This is a genomic window from Erwinia typographi (genome assembly GCF_000773975.1).
GTDB classification, from domain to species: Bacteria; Pseudomonadota; Gammaproteobacteria; order Enterobacterales; family Enterobacteriaceae; genus Erwinia; species Erwinia typographi.
The window spans coordinates 1-14,644 of record NZ_JRUQ01000017.1; the positions used below are offsets into that span (position 1 = coordinate 1).

Sequence of the window (14,644 nt, forward strand, 5' to 3'; positions counted from 1 at the left end):
TTCAGCTGATGACGGGCGTACTTCTCGCGCATTGACTCTGCCACGCCCGTGGCCACCGCCCACTGGCGGTACTTGTGCAGCCACTCCCGCACGTTCTCGACGGTCATCCCGCGTGAGGTGAAGCACCGCTCCGTCAGGAAGATGCGCACCGGCTTGTTCTGGCCGGAATCGGTATCGCGGTCGCGGTGAACCACGACGTAGTCCAGCTGCTCGAGGACGCGCAGCGCGTGCAGCAGGACGTCGTAGGCTTTACGGCCGCTTTCATAGACGTGCAGCACCCCCATCCGCCGGGCGATTTCTTCCACCGGCAGCATCACTTCGAACATGTACTCGCTATCCGGGCTGTAGTCACAGTTGGCCGCCAGCACCAGCGACAGCGCGGTCAGCGCTTCCCGGCTCTCTGAACGCGGGGTGATGCGCATCGGCTTCGGCCGGAAGGACGGATCGAACATGCGGGTGTAGGGCGTATAGCCCTGCTGACGCAGCGCAATCAGGTCATGATTGCGGCACCAGTCGTGGCCACGGAAACAGGCAACGACTTTGGCTGCCATGCCGCGCGGGATTTTGCCGTTAAACACGGGCTGATGATTACGGTGGGTTTTGGACAGTCCTTTCCTGAGACGGTTGGACTCGCCGCGCCGTGAAGGCCGGTATAAACCGGGGGTGTCAGAATGAGGTAAAGCAACAATCTGGTCAGCCACCCCTGCCTGCGCTTATGTCGCGCAGAAGGAGTAAGCACAGAAGGTATTGTCTTTTTCTGAGCATGCACATATACTCCCCGTATAGAGCAACAGCTTCTATACGGTTTTGTTAGTGACCCCGGTTAATCTTCTGGCCCGCCAAAGCTGAGATTATCGGGGTTTTCTTTTTTCTGGCTCTTTATTCTTTTCAGAACCAGTTCCCTGCCACCTTAAGGCGTGGCCCGCCAAAATACGTTAACGATCCGTAATCTATCACCTAAATCCGAAATACTCAACGAAGTTAATCCTTAACATTGCCGCGTTCATCGTTATCTGCGTTATTACTTGCCGCAACAATCAACATTTCGACCATAGCGTTTTGCGTTAGTCCCTCAGCCTTACAGAGATCTTGCAACATTGCTTTGACCGGCTTTGTTATGTAAAGCCTTAACTCACTGTGTGTTTCTTTCCTTCTGGCAATAAGAGCTTGTTGCCGCTCTACACCGCTCATAGGTTTATCGCGTTTCTTACTGCGTTTACCGTGGGTCAACGAGGGTGCTGACTGCTGTGTCATATTGACCACCTCAGAAAAAAATGAAAACTTTTCCGGAGGATAGCACAGCGTTCAGGGTGATAGGTTCACTTTTTTTCCTTTCAGGGCAGTTGGCGTACTGCCCGTCAGGAGGATTACGTGATCGGGTATAAAAAATCACTGAAACAGTAAGGGCTGGCGTGCCCTTACTCTTCCTGCATAAACGTCAGCACCGCAGATGAGTGCGGATCGCCCGGCAGATACGGCGCCAGCCGGTACAGCCGGGCCAGCGACGTCACCAGGATCAGAATGTCCGTCACGTCCTGCAGCGAGATCTCCAGCAGCGACAGGCGGACATTGTCCGGCAACAGCGGGGGCAGGCTGAGTTTTCCCTCCCAGATGGTCAGGCAGAGCTGGCTGCCCTCACTGTGGTACATCACCAGTTCGGTGACCGCATTCCCGGCCCGGTAGCAGGTCACCTCAATTTTCTTCACCCGGGGCAGGTTCAGCCGGATGCTGCGGATAAAATCCTCGTACGCCTTGGTGTGCTCAATTCTGTCCGTGGTCGTCACGTCAAACAGGTAACGTTCTTTAGCCATTGCTCCTCCTTCAGTCCTGTGCCGGTTTGCTGCGGGTAAGTACGGGGTCCGGTAACAGATAAATCAGTGCCAGCACCGGAGAAACAAATGCCATCACCGCGCCGGTAATGACCATCGTCAGCGGCACAAAATACATCAGCACGTTCCAGATGGCTTTCACCCGCAGCGCCTGCGGGTCCATCTGGTCCGCCAGTACCGCGTCAAACATCCAGTGGCTGCACCACCAGACGCCGCAACCGGCGAGCAGCAGGCTAATCCCGGCGATAAAAAAGGCCTGCCACAGCCGGGCCATAAATGCGCCGGTCTGCGGAGTGGCATACCTCAGGGTCAGCCTCAGTCGCCCTTTTTCTGTCACTGGCTGGCCCCCTTCCGGGGACGATGTGATGGCGGGTTCACTGAGCATCCTGTCATCAGGGCCGGTGATGAGGTCAGTGAGGCGATTATCTGTCGTGTTTTTCATGGTGTTACTCCAGGTCAGGGGGCTGATTATCGGGGGTAAAATCAGTACGGCAGGCGGTAATCATCACCGCCGTCCCAGCGGGACTGCCAGTGCGTCAGGTAACGGGCGGCCAGCTCAGGCATGTCGCGGATGACCAGCGCGTTCTCGCTGTTCCGCTGCTCAGCCGAGCGCGTGTAATTAAACGAGCCGGTTTCCACCGTGCGGCCGTCGGTGATAAGGGTTTTGTCATGGAGGATGGCGTACTTCCCGTTGGTGCGCACCGGGATGCCGTTGCTGACCAGCAGGTTCATGGCCGCCTGGCTGGTCTTGCTGCGGTTGCCCTTCTCATCGAGCACCACCTTCACGTCCACGCCGCGTCCCTTCGCGCGGATAAGCGCCTGCACGATGTCCGGCGCGGTGAAGCTGTAACCGGCGAGGCGTATCTGCTGCGTGGCGCTGTCGATGACGTTCAGCACCAGCGTCTGTGCCGTGCCCTCCGGCGAGAAGCCCACGCTGACGCCGGGGGCGGCCGGAACGGTCAGCGGGCAGAGCAGTATCAGGCCGCTGAGTAACAGCGGCAGGTGACGTTTGTGCATAAGGTTTCCTTTCAGGGGTCGTGAGCAGACGGCGGTTTCTAATCGCCTCTGTGAGGGACCGGCCAACCGCAGGGCGGCAGGCCGTCAGTGTTTCCCGGTCAGCACCAGGTTAATCAGGCTGATATCTGACAGCGCGTTTTTCAGCAAAAACCAGCCCATCGCGAAGGTGACGATATCGGTGAGCGGGAAGACCCACAGCGGCACGTCACCCAGCGCGGCGCCGACCGTCGGCGGAAATATCAGCCCCAGCCCGGCAAGCCCCGCCAGCAGCAGGTTAAACGCGCTGCCGCGCACAAAGCGCGTGCCGTCGAAGCGCACCAGCGCCGGATGAATGAGCAGCGTCACCGGCACCATCGCCGGGCGGCTGCTCATCCCGTTCAGCAGGGCGGTCTGCGTCTCAGTGAGCGCGTGCCGCGCCGCAAAGCGGCCGGTGGCGGCGGTCACCACGGCGTCAGCGGCGTGGAAGCTGGCCGGGTTACCGCCGGTCCGGCTCCAGCGCCGCAGCACCGGCGCGGGGTCCTGCAGCTCCGGCAGCCAGAGCAGCAGCATGTACACAAACACGGCCACGGTGGCCGGGGCCAGTAAGGTCATCATCAGGGTTACTCCAGGGTTTTCTGTCGGTTGGGAAGTCGGTCCGCGTCCGGCTCAGGCCGGTCGTGGCGCACAATGTTCACTTCATCGTTCAGCCGTTCAGTCGCGTGTTTTTCCTCCTGCTTCTGTTCGTGTTCAGGGCTGTGGTCATAGTCATTTGCCTGCGCCAGTTCAGCGTCCTGCTCCAGTTCAGCGACCGCCTCTTTCAGCAGCACCTCCTCTGCGGTGAGTGCCGCGTCAGGCTCTCCGGTGGATTCAGGCTGCAGCTCCGGCGCCTGCGTCTTCAGCGCGGCGTCAGCGGCCTGCTGCAGCTCTGCCTCACTGCGCACCCGTTCCTCTCCGTCCGGGGTGGCGTCCTCCTGTGCGGCAGGCGGGTCGTTACGCAGCACCACCGGACTCTGCGGGTTTTCCGCCATCAGCGCGAGCGCCTCATCCGGCGTGGCCGCCTCCAGGGCGGCAGCGCGGCCCTCGCCCTTCTGCAGCACGATGCGGGTGCCGTCGGCCGCCCCTTCATAGTGCGCGTTCTCCAGACTGAGGGCGCCCGTGGCGGGTGAGACCGGCACATGCCAGTTGCCCCGCTGCCGCCCGTGTTCGTTGATGACCGGCCACATCACCTCCGGCGCCTTCCCGGAGAGGAACCGCGCGTCCGCCGTCAGGTCGCTGTCAGTGCGCTGCGCCAGCCGCGTTTCCGCCACCGGCAGGCTGGCTTCCCACAGCTGCACTTCCCGGCCCGCCCGCAGGTCTTCCGTGCGCATCATCACGTCATGCACGGTCTGGCGCTTACCGCTGTTGCGCTCAACCAGCCCCGTCCATTTCTCAAGGTTTCCGGCATACAGCTGCACATGCTCTTTTGCCCGGGACAGCGCCACGTAGGTGTTGTCCAGCGTCGCCATCATGCCGCTGGCCCTGTCGCTGCCCACCAGGGCAATGACGTACGGCACCGAGGCGCCCTGGGCGCTGTAGGTGGTGACGGCGTAGCCGTAGTCCAGGTGCTGGTCAGCCAGCGCTGCCCGGGGGTTCAGGGTCAGTGACCGGTCGCCGGTGTCCAGCGTAATCTGGCCGTCCCGCGTGACGCCGGTGACGGTGGCCATGTCGCTCGCCCGCACGCCCCGCTCGCGGTCGGTGGCGGTGAGACGGATTTTCTCGCCGGTGCTGATTTCAACGGACCGGGACTCAAACACCGCCACGTTCTCCTTGCGCAGCTCCGGCGGCATGAACCAGCGGTCGTCAGCGCCCTCCAGCCCGTGCAGCCGGAAAATGCCGCTGAGGTGCTCAAAGGCGCCCACCTCATAGTATGCCTCGCCCATCCGTACGGTATTGCCCCGGTTCTCCTGCCAGAATGAGCGCCGCCCGAGGTCAGCATTGCTGTTCCCGACGCGGACCAGCTGCCTCACCGTGACCGACTCACCCAGCTCACCGCTCTTTTTAAGCCCCTCATGCACCCGGTCATTCACCAGTCGCCGGTCAGCGTTCAGCGGGGTCACTATCAGCGTGTCGTTGCGGGCCTCCGGCGTTCTGCCGGTGAAGTCATCCGCCACGAGTTCGTAGATGTTCACCGCCGGAACAGAGATTTCATCCTCCGGCAGTCCCGCCCGGGCGCCCGCTTCACGGGCTTCTTTTCCGGCCTCAGCCTGCAGGGCCGTCACGTCCACCATGCTGTTGCCGGGCACGTAAGCCCCTGCCTGGCGGGGGACGGTCTGTGGCGGCACCTGCTCTGCCACGGTGACGGCCTCCTTCACGTTGCCGGCAATGATGGCCTCAATGGCCGGCTTCAGCGCCGGGGTCTGCCGCACAATCTCCTTCATCACCGCCACATCGGCGGCGCTGCGCTCGAGCGCCAGCGCAAAGGGTACGCCCGACTCCAGCGATTTCAGCTGGTCACGGTCACCGCTCAGCACCGCACGGCCGCCGCCCTCCGTGATGGCCGTCAGCAGGGAGGCCATCTGCGCATTGCCGTTCATCGAGGACTCATCGATAACGAACAGCGTGTTGCTGTAATCCCGCGCCTCGCCGGAGGCCTGCCACTGGCTGTTCTCGCTCAGGAAGCTGGCGATGGTCTGCGCCGGTATCCCGGCGCCGTTAAGCTCGCTGACCGCCCGGTGCGTGGGCGCCAGACCGGCAATCACCGGCGGGCTGTCCAGCGCGTTAAGCGCAGTGGCCACGGTGCGGAACTGGGTGGTTTTCCCCACCCCGGCATAGCCCTGGATGGCGGTGATGCGGTCAGGGGAGGTCAGGATAAGGTCAGCCGCCTGCCGCTGGCCGTCCGTCAGCGGCCCGGCCTGCTCTGCCGTCAGCCCGCCGGGCGCCAGCGGCACCACCGCATTTTTCCCTTCAGCAACGTGGCGCAGGATGGTCAGCTCGTTGCTGAAGTTCTCGCGGGTGATGTACAGCCCGGCCGCACCCTGCTCCGCGCTGAGCGGAATGATTTCGCCCCGGCTCTCCAGCAGCCGCAGCTGAAGTTCCGCATCCTGGGTCAGCATCGCTTCGTCATTAACGATATCTGCCATCACCTTCGCGGTGCTGAAGGTCACGTTGCCGCCCGTCACCTTCTCCACGGTCTGGCGGACAATACGCTCGCCGTTCGTCATCTTTCGCGACGCCAGCGTGCGCAGCGCGTCCGTCAGTTCATCATGGCCGCTCAGGGACGTCACGCTGCCGGTGACGGTGACGGAGGGCCGGTTCTCCTCCAGGCGTTTTGCGATGGTCTGCTCATCCAGGGGGGTGAATACGGTGACACTGTCACCGCTTCGCTTCAGCATGTTGACCGTGGTGTCGCTGACGTCTTTCCCGGCCAGCACCGCAATCACGCTCCCTTCCGTGCGCCGGGTGGCGCCGAACGACTCCGCGTAGCCGTACCCGGCATACAGCGGCACGTCAGGACTCACCTGCAGCCGCTGGCCGCTGCTGTTCTCCATCACCAGCTTATCCTTAAACAGCCAGCGCCCCGTCTTCAGGCCGGTGACCGTCAGGGTGTCACCGGCACCGGCTTTTACGTGGATGTCAGCAAAGGTACGCAGCCGCTCGCCCTCGCGCAGCTCCAGCTTTTTCTCGCTGAACAGGCGCCAGTGGCTGTCGATGTCGCTGATTTTCAGCCCCTGCGTCTGCCCTTTCTCATCCGAGAGCGTCAGCAGGTTGTGCCTCTCGCTGACGCCGGTGATGGTGAAGTCCGCATGCTCCCCCTGACCGGTGTGGTGCTCCAGCACCATGTCTTCCCGGTATTTTGTGCGGTCATTACGACTGGCGGCATCGAGCCATACCGGCTCGCGCACGGTCACCTGCGTCAGCACCCGTCCAAGGGAGCCGTCTTCCGTCATCGCCTCACGGATTTTGCCGGTCAGCTGCGCGCGGGCCTTCGCGTTACCGGCCTGCGCGGTGACCTGTTTCCCGGCCGCCGCTTCCTGCGCGTAGTACCGCGCGGCCACCGTCAGCCGGTCGTCCACCGTGTCCTTCTGCACCAGCGTGACCGCCACCGCATCTCCGGCGGCGCTGGCGGTGAAGCTCTTCACCCCGGCCGCCTTCAGCACCTCGGTGGCAAAGCCGGTGGTGCGCCGGGCGTGGGTGTCCGCCACCACCGTGGTGGCGCCCTGCATGCCTGCGGTTTTGAGCACGTCGTGCATGGCGGTGGTACTGAAGCGCTCGGCCTCACTGACCAGCACCAGCGCATTCTCCGGCAGCGGCGTCTCCGCGAGCTTTGCGGGGGTGGTCAGCGTGACGTCACGCTGCTCAGCGAACAGCGCCGCCTGGCGCTTCACCCCGCCGCCGTCGGCGGCCACCACAACCAGCGGGCGGGCATTTTTTTCCGCCATCGCCGCCACCGAGGCGCTGAACTGCTGCAGATACGCCTGGCTGCCCCGGATGTCCACCAGGGTGACGGCGCGGTTCGCCTCCGCCAGCTGCGCCATCACGCCCCGCTCACTGCCCGGCGGCTGCAGCGTGCCGTCCTTTTCCGCCAGACCGGCGGCCACCTGCGACAGGCGCTGCTCATCGCGCAGGTGGGCGGCGGAGGTGAACAGGGTCTGGTTTTTGTCGACCGCCAGCATGGCGCCCCGGGAGATGGCCTCATCCACGGCACCCCGGACCTTAAACAGCACGCCACTGTCGACCGGCACATGCGTCAGCACGCTGGTCAGCACGCTGTCGTAGGTGAAGCGCACGTTTTTCTCCGACAGGCGGGCGATGGCGCTGCTCACCTCTGCGTCAATCGCTGTGCGCTCCGGCCGGGCCTCCGCCCGGACGCCGGTGGCTTTTCCTTTACCGCTGCCTGACTCCGGTGACGGCACGTCATGTTCCTGCTCTGCCTGACGCTGCGCCCGGTTCTCCGCCACCCGCTCCCGGAGCGCAGCCGCATCAAAGCCGGTGTCCTGCATCGTCGCCTGCCAGTGTTCCCTGACGGACTCCATCTCGCTGAAGTCTTTTTTCTGCCGGGTGTCCAGCGCGGCCATGCTTTTGGCCTTCGCGCTGGCATCCGCCCCCACCACGTCGAGAATGTCCTGACGGCGGGAGGAAAATTCCTTCACCGGCACGCCTTCAATGTCCCACTCCCCGCGCTCACCGGTGGTGACTGTCGGGTATCCCATCCCCTCAAGGTCATTGCGTAAAAAGCCCCGGTACAGGGCGCCGTAGCTGACCTGCAGCGCCCACACCTGGTCGGTGAAGCCCTGCCGGTTCCTGGTATCCGTTGAGAGCGTTTTCCAGCCGTCCGCCGCCAGCGTGGCGTTGGCCACCACCGCATGCGTGTGCAGCTGCGGGTCCAGATTGCGGCTGGTGTCGTGCAGGAAGCGGGCAACCAGCAGGTTACCGGTCTGCTCCATCACCGACACGCCGTCCTGCATGGTGCGGGTGGTGGCTGTCTTCTCTATCTCATCAAGGGTCTTTTCAACCGCCCGGTTGTGCGCCTCAATCAGATAGCTGTCGCCGGTGACCAGCGCCAGCACCGACACACTTTTCGGCGCCGAAAAGGTCAGGTCATAGCCGGGACGGTGTTTATTGACGCCGTTCTCCATGCGCGACAGGTCGGTGCCGTCCGGCATCTGGCCTTCCAGCACGGCGGTGAACATCGCCTTATCCACCGGTCCCTCCAGCCCCAGCGACTCCGCGCCGGTGCCGTACCAGCCCGTGGACTGCTCACCCAGGAAATAATAGTTGTCTTCGGCGGTGTAGTAATTACCGGCACCGCCCGCACTTTTGACTGTGGAAACTGACAGCATGGGTCACCTCAGATACGGTCCTGAAAATCGGCACCGGCCTCGTGATGCCGGACGTCCAGCTGCGCCCCGGTAAGGTCCGGCGGCGGTGGGGATGACGGGCTGCTCTGTGCCGGTGTGGCTGGCGGGGCAGCGTCACCGGCACGGGTCTGCGGCAGGCTGACCTCACGCCCGTCAGGCTCTTCACTGGCGGCAGGCGGTGTCTCTGCGGGCGGGCCGCTGGCGGCCGCTTTCGCAGCGGGTGGCACGGTTCCGGCCGCCGTGCTGTCGACGTCACCAAACAGCCGCCTGACCACGTTGTCGGTCAGCAGATCCGGTTCGGTCAGCTGCGCCTCCAGGTCCGCATCGAACACATCCTCCACCTCACGGGGGATACGGCCGTCAGCAATGGTCCGGTACGCTTTCCAGGGCAGCTTCATGCGCACCACCGGCCAGTCACCCGGCAGGGTGACGTAGCATTCCAGGTCATTAAGGCGCTGCACGTCGGAGTAGCTGACCAGGAACTCATTCACCTCGTCTTTGGAGAACGACACGCCGTCACGGATGATGTCGACGCCGTAGCTGTACTGGTCACGGAACTTTTTATGGCGCCGCTCGCCGATTTCCTTCTGTACGAACGTCGCCACCTCCCCGCTGGGCGCCCGGTAGAAAATGCGGGTGTTGAGCAGGTCCCAGATGTCTTTTGCCTGAACCGGCCCGTAGCAGACTTCCAGCTGCGGGAAGTTCTGCAGCCCCGCCACGAGGCAGCCGCCGAACTTGCGCCCCTCGGCGCAGAACTCCGACAGGATAGGCAGCTTGTGCAGGCTCGGGATTTCATCCATCAGCAGCCAGATACGCCGCTCGCGGCTGGCCTTCAGGCCGAGAATGCCGGACATGGTCATGTAGAGCCACGCGCTGAGCAGGGGCTTGAGCGCGTTATGGTTCTGGCCATCGCTGGAGATGAATATCCACGGGTTGTCGCCGGAGGCGTCCTCCGTGTGCAGCCAGTCGCGGATGTTGAACGGATGGCGGCCTGACTGGTCAAGTCCCTGCAGGTAGCGCAGCGAGCGCACGTAGGTGGTGAGAATGGTGCGGATGGTCATCGCGGTTTTCTCGATGCTGCCGTCCACCAGGTTGGCCGCGTCGGTGCCGTCCAGGAACTGGCGCAGGTCCGCCAGGCTGATGGACATCAGCTTTTTCAGCAGCTCACCGATGCTGCGGTCTTTTTCACGCGCCATGCGCCGCGCGGTGGCCACAAAGAGTGAACGCGCCGACAGCACCCAGAACGGGTCGCTGCTGCCGCTGCTGTCGGGCAGCAGCGACGTGGCGAAGTTCTCGAAATCCCCAATCGTCTGGCACTCTTCCCACAGGTCCCACGGGGCGCAGCGTTCGTCGAACGGGCAGAGGATTTTGTCCTTGTCCTGCCGGTAAAAAGTGGGGATAAAGTTATTGCCCTTGTCGTACACGATGACGCGGTCGCCGCGCGCACGCAGCTGCGTGAGCAGGTCATTAAGTGCGGTACTCTTGCCCGACCCGACGGTGCCGTGGAAGGCAAAGTTCTGCATCTCGGAGTCTTTCAGGATGTGCAGGCCGCAGATACTGAGCGGCGACATGACTCCGGCTTTCTTCAGCAGCCGGTTGATCGCCTGCGGGTTGTCCACCAGGTCGCGGCCGCCGGTCTGCTCGTTGTCGCGCTGTTTTTTGCCCTTCTGGCCCAGATACCAGGTGATGGCCATAATGGTGCCGACAAAGGTGAAGGCGGCGATGCCCCAGCCGTAGAAGGCGGCGTTCTTCACCGCCTGCCCCATCTGGATGAAGTACGGGTCGGTCATCACCTGCAGCGCCGTGTGCTTAAACGTCACCACCTCGCCGGTGGGACGCTCAAAGTGAAACGTCCAGCTGCCGCCCGGCGTTTTACCGGTGACGTGCTTGAAGGGCATGATGAACCACTTAATCAGCCAGTACGCGCTGCCGTGAAGAAACGCCTGCAGCGTCAGGCGCAGTAACATCCAGGCAAGGAAAATAACGAGTGTGAACATCATCACCCAGTAAGAGGCGATGTTCATGATTTGCATGAACATGCCTATCATGTACTTCAGGACCTGGCCACCCTGGGTGAAGTCGCGGGCATTAAGGCTCATAAGGGCACCTCATAGCTGGCGATGTCAGGGTCACGGTCAAGGGTCTGAAAACTGCCCTGCCCGCTGACCGGGTCGTAGTCCGGGTTAATGGCATCCTCAAAGAGCCGGAATATCTGCGCACGCACCGCGTCAGGCGTCTGGCCGGGGGCGGTGTCGAAGTACACGACGCTAGCAGCGTCAGAAGCAAAGAAGGCGACAGGTGCGTTCGGGTCGCCGCAGGTCACCTGAGTGACGCGGATAATACTGGCAGGCATAATTTATCCCCCGCAGGGTGTGGGTTCAGTGTGAACGTGCCCGGGTACGGGCGGTGGTGATATTCCGCCTCCTCGCCCTGACAGGGATGTCAGGCACTGCGGCGGGCGGGTCGGGCTTACAGGCTCAGAGGGTGTGGCGACAGAATTCCCTGAACAGGACGACGTTCAGGCTGATGACGGTGCTCACCCACAGGGTGCTTCTCAGCAGCGCGATAACATCGCCGGTGGTTTTTATGGCTTCCCGTGTTATCCGCGTCCGGGAGGCATATCAGCATCACGGCCAGCAGCAGTGCCCATCCCGTGGCGGTGAGCTGAATAAAACTGGCGGTGATGTGGCTGGCAGACGTCACCAGCTGCCCGCTCCGGTACAGCACGCGACCGGAGAGGGTGGTTATTTTGCGCATGGACTTACTCCTGCTTAAGGTTAAGAGAAAGAGCAGAGATGTCAGGGTGGTGCGGGTACGTCACGCGCCGGTCAGGGTGGCCAGCGCCAGGACGGTGAAAGCCGCCGTCCAGAAAAGAAAAACCGCCTTATCCAGTCCGTCAGGTAAATACGACAGGCAGCCGGAAGAGAGCGCGCAGAGGGCATACACCGGGGAACGATCCGGCCCCAGATAAAAGACCAGGAATGCGAATATCAGTGCCGCCACTGACCCCGCAACCAGTACACCAGACACTTTCGGGGAAAAAAGATCGTCAGTGTCTGACGGTGAAGGGCCGGGGCCGGACTGGACAGTGAGCTGCAGCAACCGGTGCAGGTCCTTGAGCGAATCGATCACCACCTGGATCTCAGCCGCTGACCGGGACTGACGCCCCTCCTCGCGCACCACCCTGAATTTCTCCTGCCGCAGATCGTCACAGAGGTACTCAACAACGTCGGCATCAGGAAAGCGTCTGCTGAGGAGCGAACGCCGGATTTCAGTGAGGTATATCTGGATATCGCTATCGCCAGAAAACTGGCTGAACGGCCTGGTCTCCAGGGTCTGGCAAATGCGGCTGATGGCCGCCTCTACGTATAAAAAATCGCTTTGCGTGCTGATGTCCTGCATATAATGTCTCCGCTTCATACGTACCCCTCTTTGCCTGTTGTTTTTATACGTGCCACAGCACGTATAACGGCACCAGCCCATACAACGACCAGAAAGTGGCCACACCATCTTTGTCCCGGATGGCAACGGCGGTCATCAAAGCAATTACACCTGCCAGGACGACTGAGCAGACTATCAGCGGGGCACCGGCCCACAACGCCAGTGAAAACAAACCATAAATGACCCCGGTGAATATCACGCAAAACACGAAGGAATAATTTGAGCTGACCCAGGACCGGTACACCCACCCCTTATTCAGAATGGAATACACCTTTTTCAGCAGGTCCGCTGCGTCCCCCAGGGTGGCCACAGCCGCAGACGTTCTCCCCTGTCTATCCACTTCCTGCAGGCGTGCCCGCCACAGAATAAGGCCGATGGCACTGACCTTCCCCGGCGTCGGGCGTAACCGCCACCGCAGCTTTTGCGCAATACGGTCAAGTTCCTCTGATGCTGTCACCACCGCCTCCAGCTGGCACAGGTCGGGGGCGTCCAGCAACGACCGGGTCTTACGGACCAGTTCACGGAGTTGCGGGATATCACTTTTCATCATGGTTCATGTCCTCTGTACGTTATGCGACAGGCTGAATGGCGTCAGTCAGCGAACTGAAAGAGCGGCTGGTTAATCTGGCTTTCAACAAAGGCTTTACCGGCCTCCGGCAGTGCCTGGAAGCGCGGTGAAAAGCAGCGGATGCTGTCCATCAGATTGCTGGTATTGGTGAAGAACACCGGGCAGCGGTCACGGATATCCTCCATGACCGGAGCAATCAGACGATTAAACGCCTCCTCCAGCCCTTCCCGCATCAGGTCGTCCTGTATCAGCTGCAGATGCTCTGACAGTGGGCAGACCGTCACGCCGGGACCGGGGTACAGCACGCGCAGCGTGTCAGGGTAGTCCCTGACGGTGGCGGTAAAGGCGTCATCCGGGACAGGCAGACGCCGGTTCCACCATCCCTCCGTGGTCAGACGTTCGGGTTCAACGGTTGGCACCGGGTAGAACTCCGTCTGCTCGCGGATAAGGCCAGCGGGGTCTGCCCTGCGCCAGATGGCAGTCTCACGCTGTGAGACCCGGTCTGCGGCCGCAACGCTGAGACGTGGCTGACAGGCGGCGGGTATCCACTCCCTGGAGTCAGGCGATGACCGGTCACCAAATGGCGTGCGGGCGTGCGCAGACCAGAGGTGAATGACGTCGGTCACCGCATCGTCAGTGCCGGTGATATGCATATGCACCCGGTGCAGGCACACCGCGCCGCGCACGGCCCAGCGGGTGATAAGGGTGAGATCATTCACAGGACGGTCAGTCTCAATAAAAATGCCATAAACCGCTTTGCGCCCTTTTTTGCGGCAGACGTAGTGCAGCCGCTTATTGGGTGCAGGAAAACGGACGGTCACATCCCTGCCGTTCTCCAGCACCAGTCCCAGCTCAGGTACGGAGACATCGATCAGCTCCACGGACACGTTGCAGTACTGCAGGAAATACGACGGGGTCAGATGAATCAGCATGTTCACCTCGTTAGTTCTGGTTAATTTGAATTCACGCTGCAGAGCGTGAAGGTATACGTGTCACTGCGTTGCATGTAACAGACATGCGGAGTATGCTGGGTGTTTCATGTAACACTCAGGAGGCCGGAATGGCACACGTAAACTCACGCGTTCAGAAGCACCGGGATGCCCTGCGCCAGGCAGGTCTCAGGCCAGTACAGATTTGGGTTCCGGATACCCGGCGCCCTGACTTCTCAGAAGAATGCCGTCGGCAGTGCCTTCTGGCCGCGCAGGCAGACAGAGAGGATGAAGAGATCCAGGCACTGATGGACGACTCGATAACAGATATTGATGGCTGGACAGATTGAACCGGGGAGACTTTGTTACGGTTGCCATGCAGGGGGATTTTGGTAAACCCCGCCCCGCGCTTGTTATTCAGGCAGATCAGTTCAGTTCACATACTTCAGTAACGCTGTTGCCAGTAACGGGCACAATCATTAATGCTCCACTCCTTCGGATAACAGTGGCGCCGGATACCGGTAACGGGTTGGAGAAACCCTCGCAGGTAATGATTGATAAAGCATTCACTTCACGGCGTGAAAAGATAGGCCCGGTTTTCGGGCATATTCACGTCGACACGCTGATTGAAGTGGAACGCTGTCTGGCGGTGTTTCTCGGTATTGCAAAGTGATAAGTGCAGAGGTGGCAGTAAGCCACCTCTGTTTACTGACTAAAATTTGCTTTGGCAGCTTTGAGAGAACCCCACAAACCTGATATTTGATAACGGCCAATGTCAATATTGAAGATAATTGCCAGGAAAATAGTAAAGATGAAATTACCTCCGACTAAAGCAGCTATGTTCAACTCGGAAAAAATTGAGAAGATACCCGCCATGACAATAAAGGCCATCCATATAGAACCGTAAAAGACAACCTTCTTTTTAAGAAGCTTAAGGATTGTGTATTTTTCAAAAGATTCATCACTTATTCTTGACAGAATTGATTGAACAGATATTGCAGAACTAATATGAAAAAACCAATTGAAGACCCTGTACACGATTCT

At 61.1% G+C, this 14,644-nt stretch carries 16 protein-coding genes and 1 pseudogene; 2 read left to right on the forward strand and 15 right to left on the reverse strand.

Annotated elements, in window-relative coordinates; all coding sequences use genetic code 11:
* The 14 genes and pseudogenes from NG99_RS03935 to NG99_RS27450 all read right to left on the reverse strand — a co-directional run.
* Window positions 1-701: pseudogene (locus NG99_RS03935) on the reverse strand (Replication protein); the annotation flags it as partial.
* The gene (gene tap, locus NG99_RS30320) at window positions 694-771 is read right to left on the reverse strand and encodes a RepA leader peptide Tap (protein ID WP_072017529.1); all 78 of its coding nucleotides are present in this window, start codon (window positions 769-771) and stop codon (window positions 694-696) included. The gene tap and the pseudogene NG99_RS03935, both read right to left, overlap by 8 nt.
* A 210-nt stretch (window positions 772-981) precedes the next feature.
* Window positions 982-1,254, reverse strand: a complete 273-nt coding sequence (locus NG99_RS03940; RefSeq protein ID WP_034888640.1) for a RepB family protein — start codon at window positions 1,252-1,254, stop codon at window positions 982-984.
* 164 nt (window positions 1,255-1,418) lie between these two features.
* Window positions 1,419-1,811, reverse strand: a complete 393-nt coding sequence (locus NG99_RS03945; protein ID WP_034888642.1) for a hypothetical protein — start codon at window positions 1,809-1,811, stop codon at window positions 1,419-1,421.
* Between the two features lie 10 nt (window positions 1,812-1,821).
* On the reverse strand, window positions 1,822-2,271 hold the full coding sequence (locus tag NG99_RS03950) for a hypothetical protein (RefSeq protein ID WP_034888644.1): 450 nt from the start codon (window positions 2,269-2,271) through the stop codon (window positions 1,822-1,824).
* Between the two features lie 41 nt (window positions 2,272-2,312).
* A complete protein-coding gene (locus NG99_RS03955; protein WP_034888646.1) occupies window positions 2,313-2,846 on the reverse strand; it encodes a phospholipase D family nuclease in 534 nt (177 codons plus the stop codon).
* Between the two features lie 84 nt (window positions 2,847-2,930).
* Window positions 2,931-3,440 carry a hypothetical protein gene (locus tag NG99_RS03960; RefSeq protein ID WP_034888648.1) on the reverse strand — a complete coding sequence of 170 codons (510 nt, stop codon included), beginning with the start codon at window positions 3,438-3,440 and terminating at the stop codon, window positions 2,931-2,933.
* 5 nt (window positions 3,441-3,445) lie between these two features.
* Complete coding sequence (gene traI / locus NG99_RS03965) at window positions 3,446-8,644, reverse strand: conjugative transfer relaxase/helicase TraI (RefSeq protein WP_034888650.1); 5,199 nt, start codon at window positions 8,642-8,644, stop codon at window positions 3,446-3,448.
* 8 nt (window positions 8,645-8,652) lie between these two features.
* Window positions 8,653-10,761, reverse strand: a complete 2,109-nt coding sequence (gene traD / locus NG99_RS03970; RefSeq protein ID WP_052130544.1) for a type IV conjugative transfer system coupling protein TraD — start codon at window positions 10,759-10,761, stop codon at window positions 8,653-8,655.
* Window positions 10,758-11,015 carry a hypothetical protein gene (locus tag NG99_RS03975; RefSeq protein WP_034888652.1) on the reverse strand — a complete coding sequence of 86 codons (258 nt, stop codon included), beginning with the start codon at window positions 11,013-11,015 and terminating at the stop codon, window positions 10,758-10,760. The genes traD and NG99_RS03975 overlap by 4 nt, the downstream gene beginning before the upstream one ends.
* Before the next feature lie 116 nt (window positions 11,016-11,131).
* Window positions 11,132-11,419, reverse strand: coding sequence for a hypothetical protein (locus NG99_RS03980; RefSeq protein ID WP_034888654.1), 288 nt, complete (start codon window positions 11,417-11,419; stop codon window positions 11,132-11,134).
* A gap of 60 nt (window positions 11,420-11,479) precedes the next feature.
* On the reverse strand, window positions 11,480-12,082 hold the full coding sequence (locus NG99_RS27445; protein ID WP_157032543.1) for a hypothetical protein: 603 nt from the start codon (window positions 12,080-12,082) through the stop codon (window positions 11,480-11,482).
* A 25-nt stretch (window positions 12,083-12,107) separates the two neighbouring features.
* Window positions 12,108-12,653: a hypothetical protein gene (locus NG99_RS03990; protein ID WP_034888656.1), complete on the reverse strand. Its 546-nt coding sequence runs from the start codon at window positions 12,651-12,653 to the stop codon at window positions 12,108-12,110.
* 41 nt (window positions 12,654-12,694) lie between these two features.
* The gene (locus NG99_RS27450) at window positions 12,695-13,603 is read right to left on the reverse strand and encodes a DUF6012 family protein (RefSeq protein WP_052130546.1); all 909 of its coding nucleotides are present in this window, start codon (window positions 13,601-13,603) and stop codon (window positions 12,695-12,697) included.
* Between the two features lie 128 nt (window positions 13,604-13,731).
* Here NG99_RS27450 and NG99_RS04000 point away from each other — a divergent pair, with 128 nt between their 5' ends.
* Entirely contained in the window at window positions 13,732-13,950 is a 219-nt protein-coding gene (locus NG99_RS04000; RefSeq protein ID WP_034888658.1) for an antitoxin MazE family protein, read from the forward strand.
* Entirely contained in the window at window positions 13,947-14,273 is a 327-nt protein-coding gene (locus NG99_RS04005; RefSeq protein WP_034888660.1) for a type II toxin-antitoxin system PemK/MazF family toxin, read from the forward strand. The genes NG99_RS04000 and NG99_RS04005 overlap by 4 nt, the downstream gene beginning before the upstream one ends.
* Before the next feature lie 32 nt (window positions 14,274-14,305).
* On the opposite strand, the gene NG99_RS29855 is transcribed toward NG99_RS04005, so the two are convergent.
* Window positions 14,306-14,644: hypothetical protein (locus NG99_RS29855; protein WP_232298161.1), on the reverse strand; the 339-nt coding region annotated here is incomplete at its 5' end.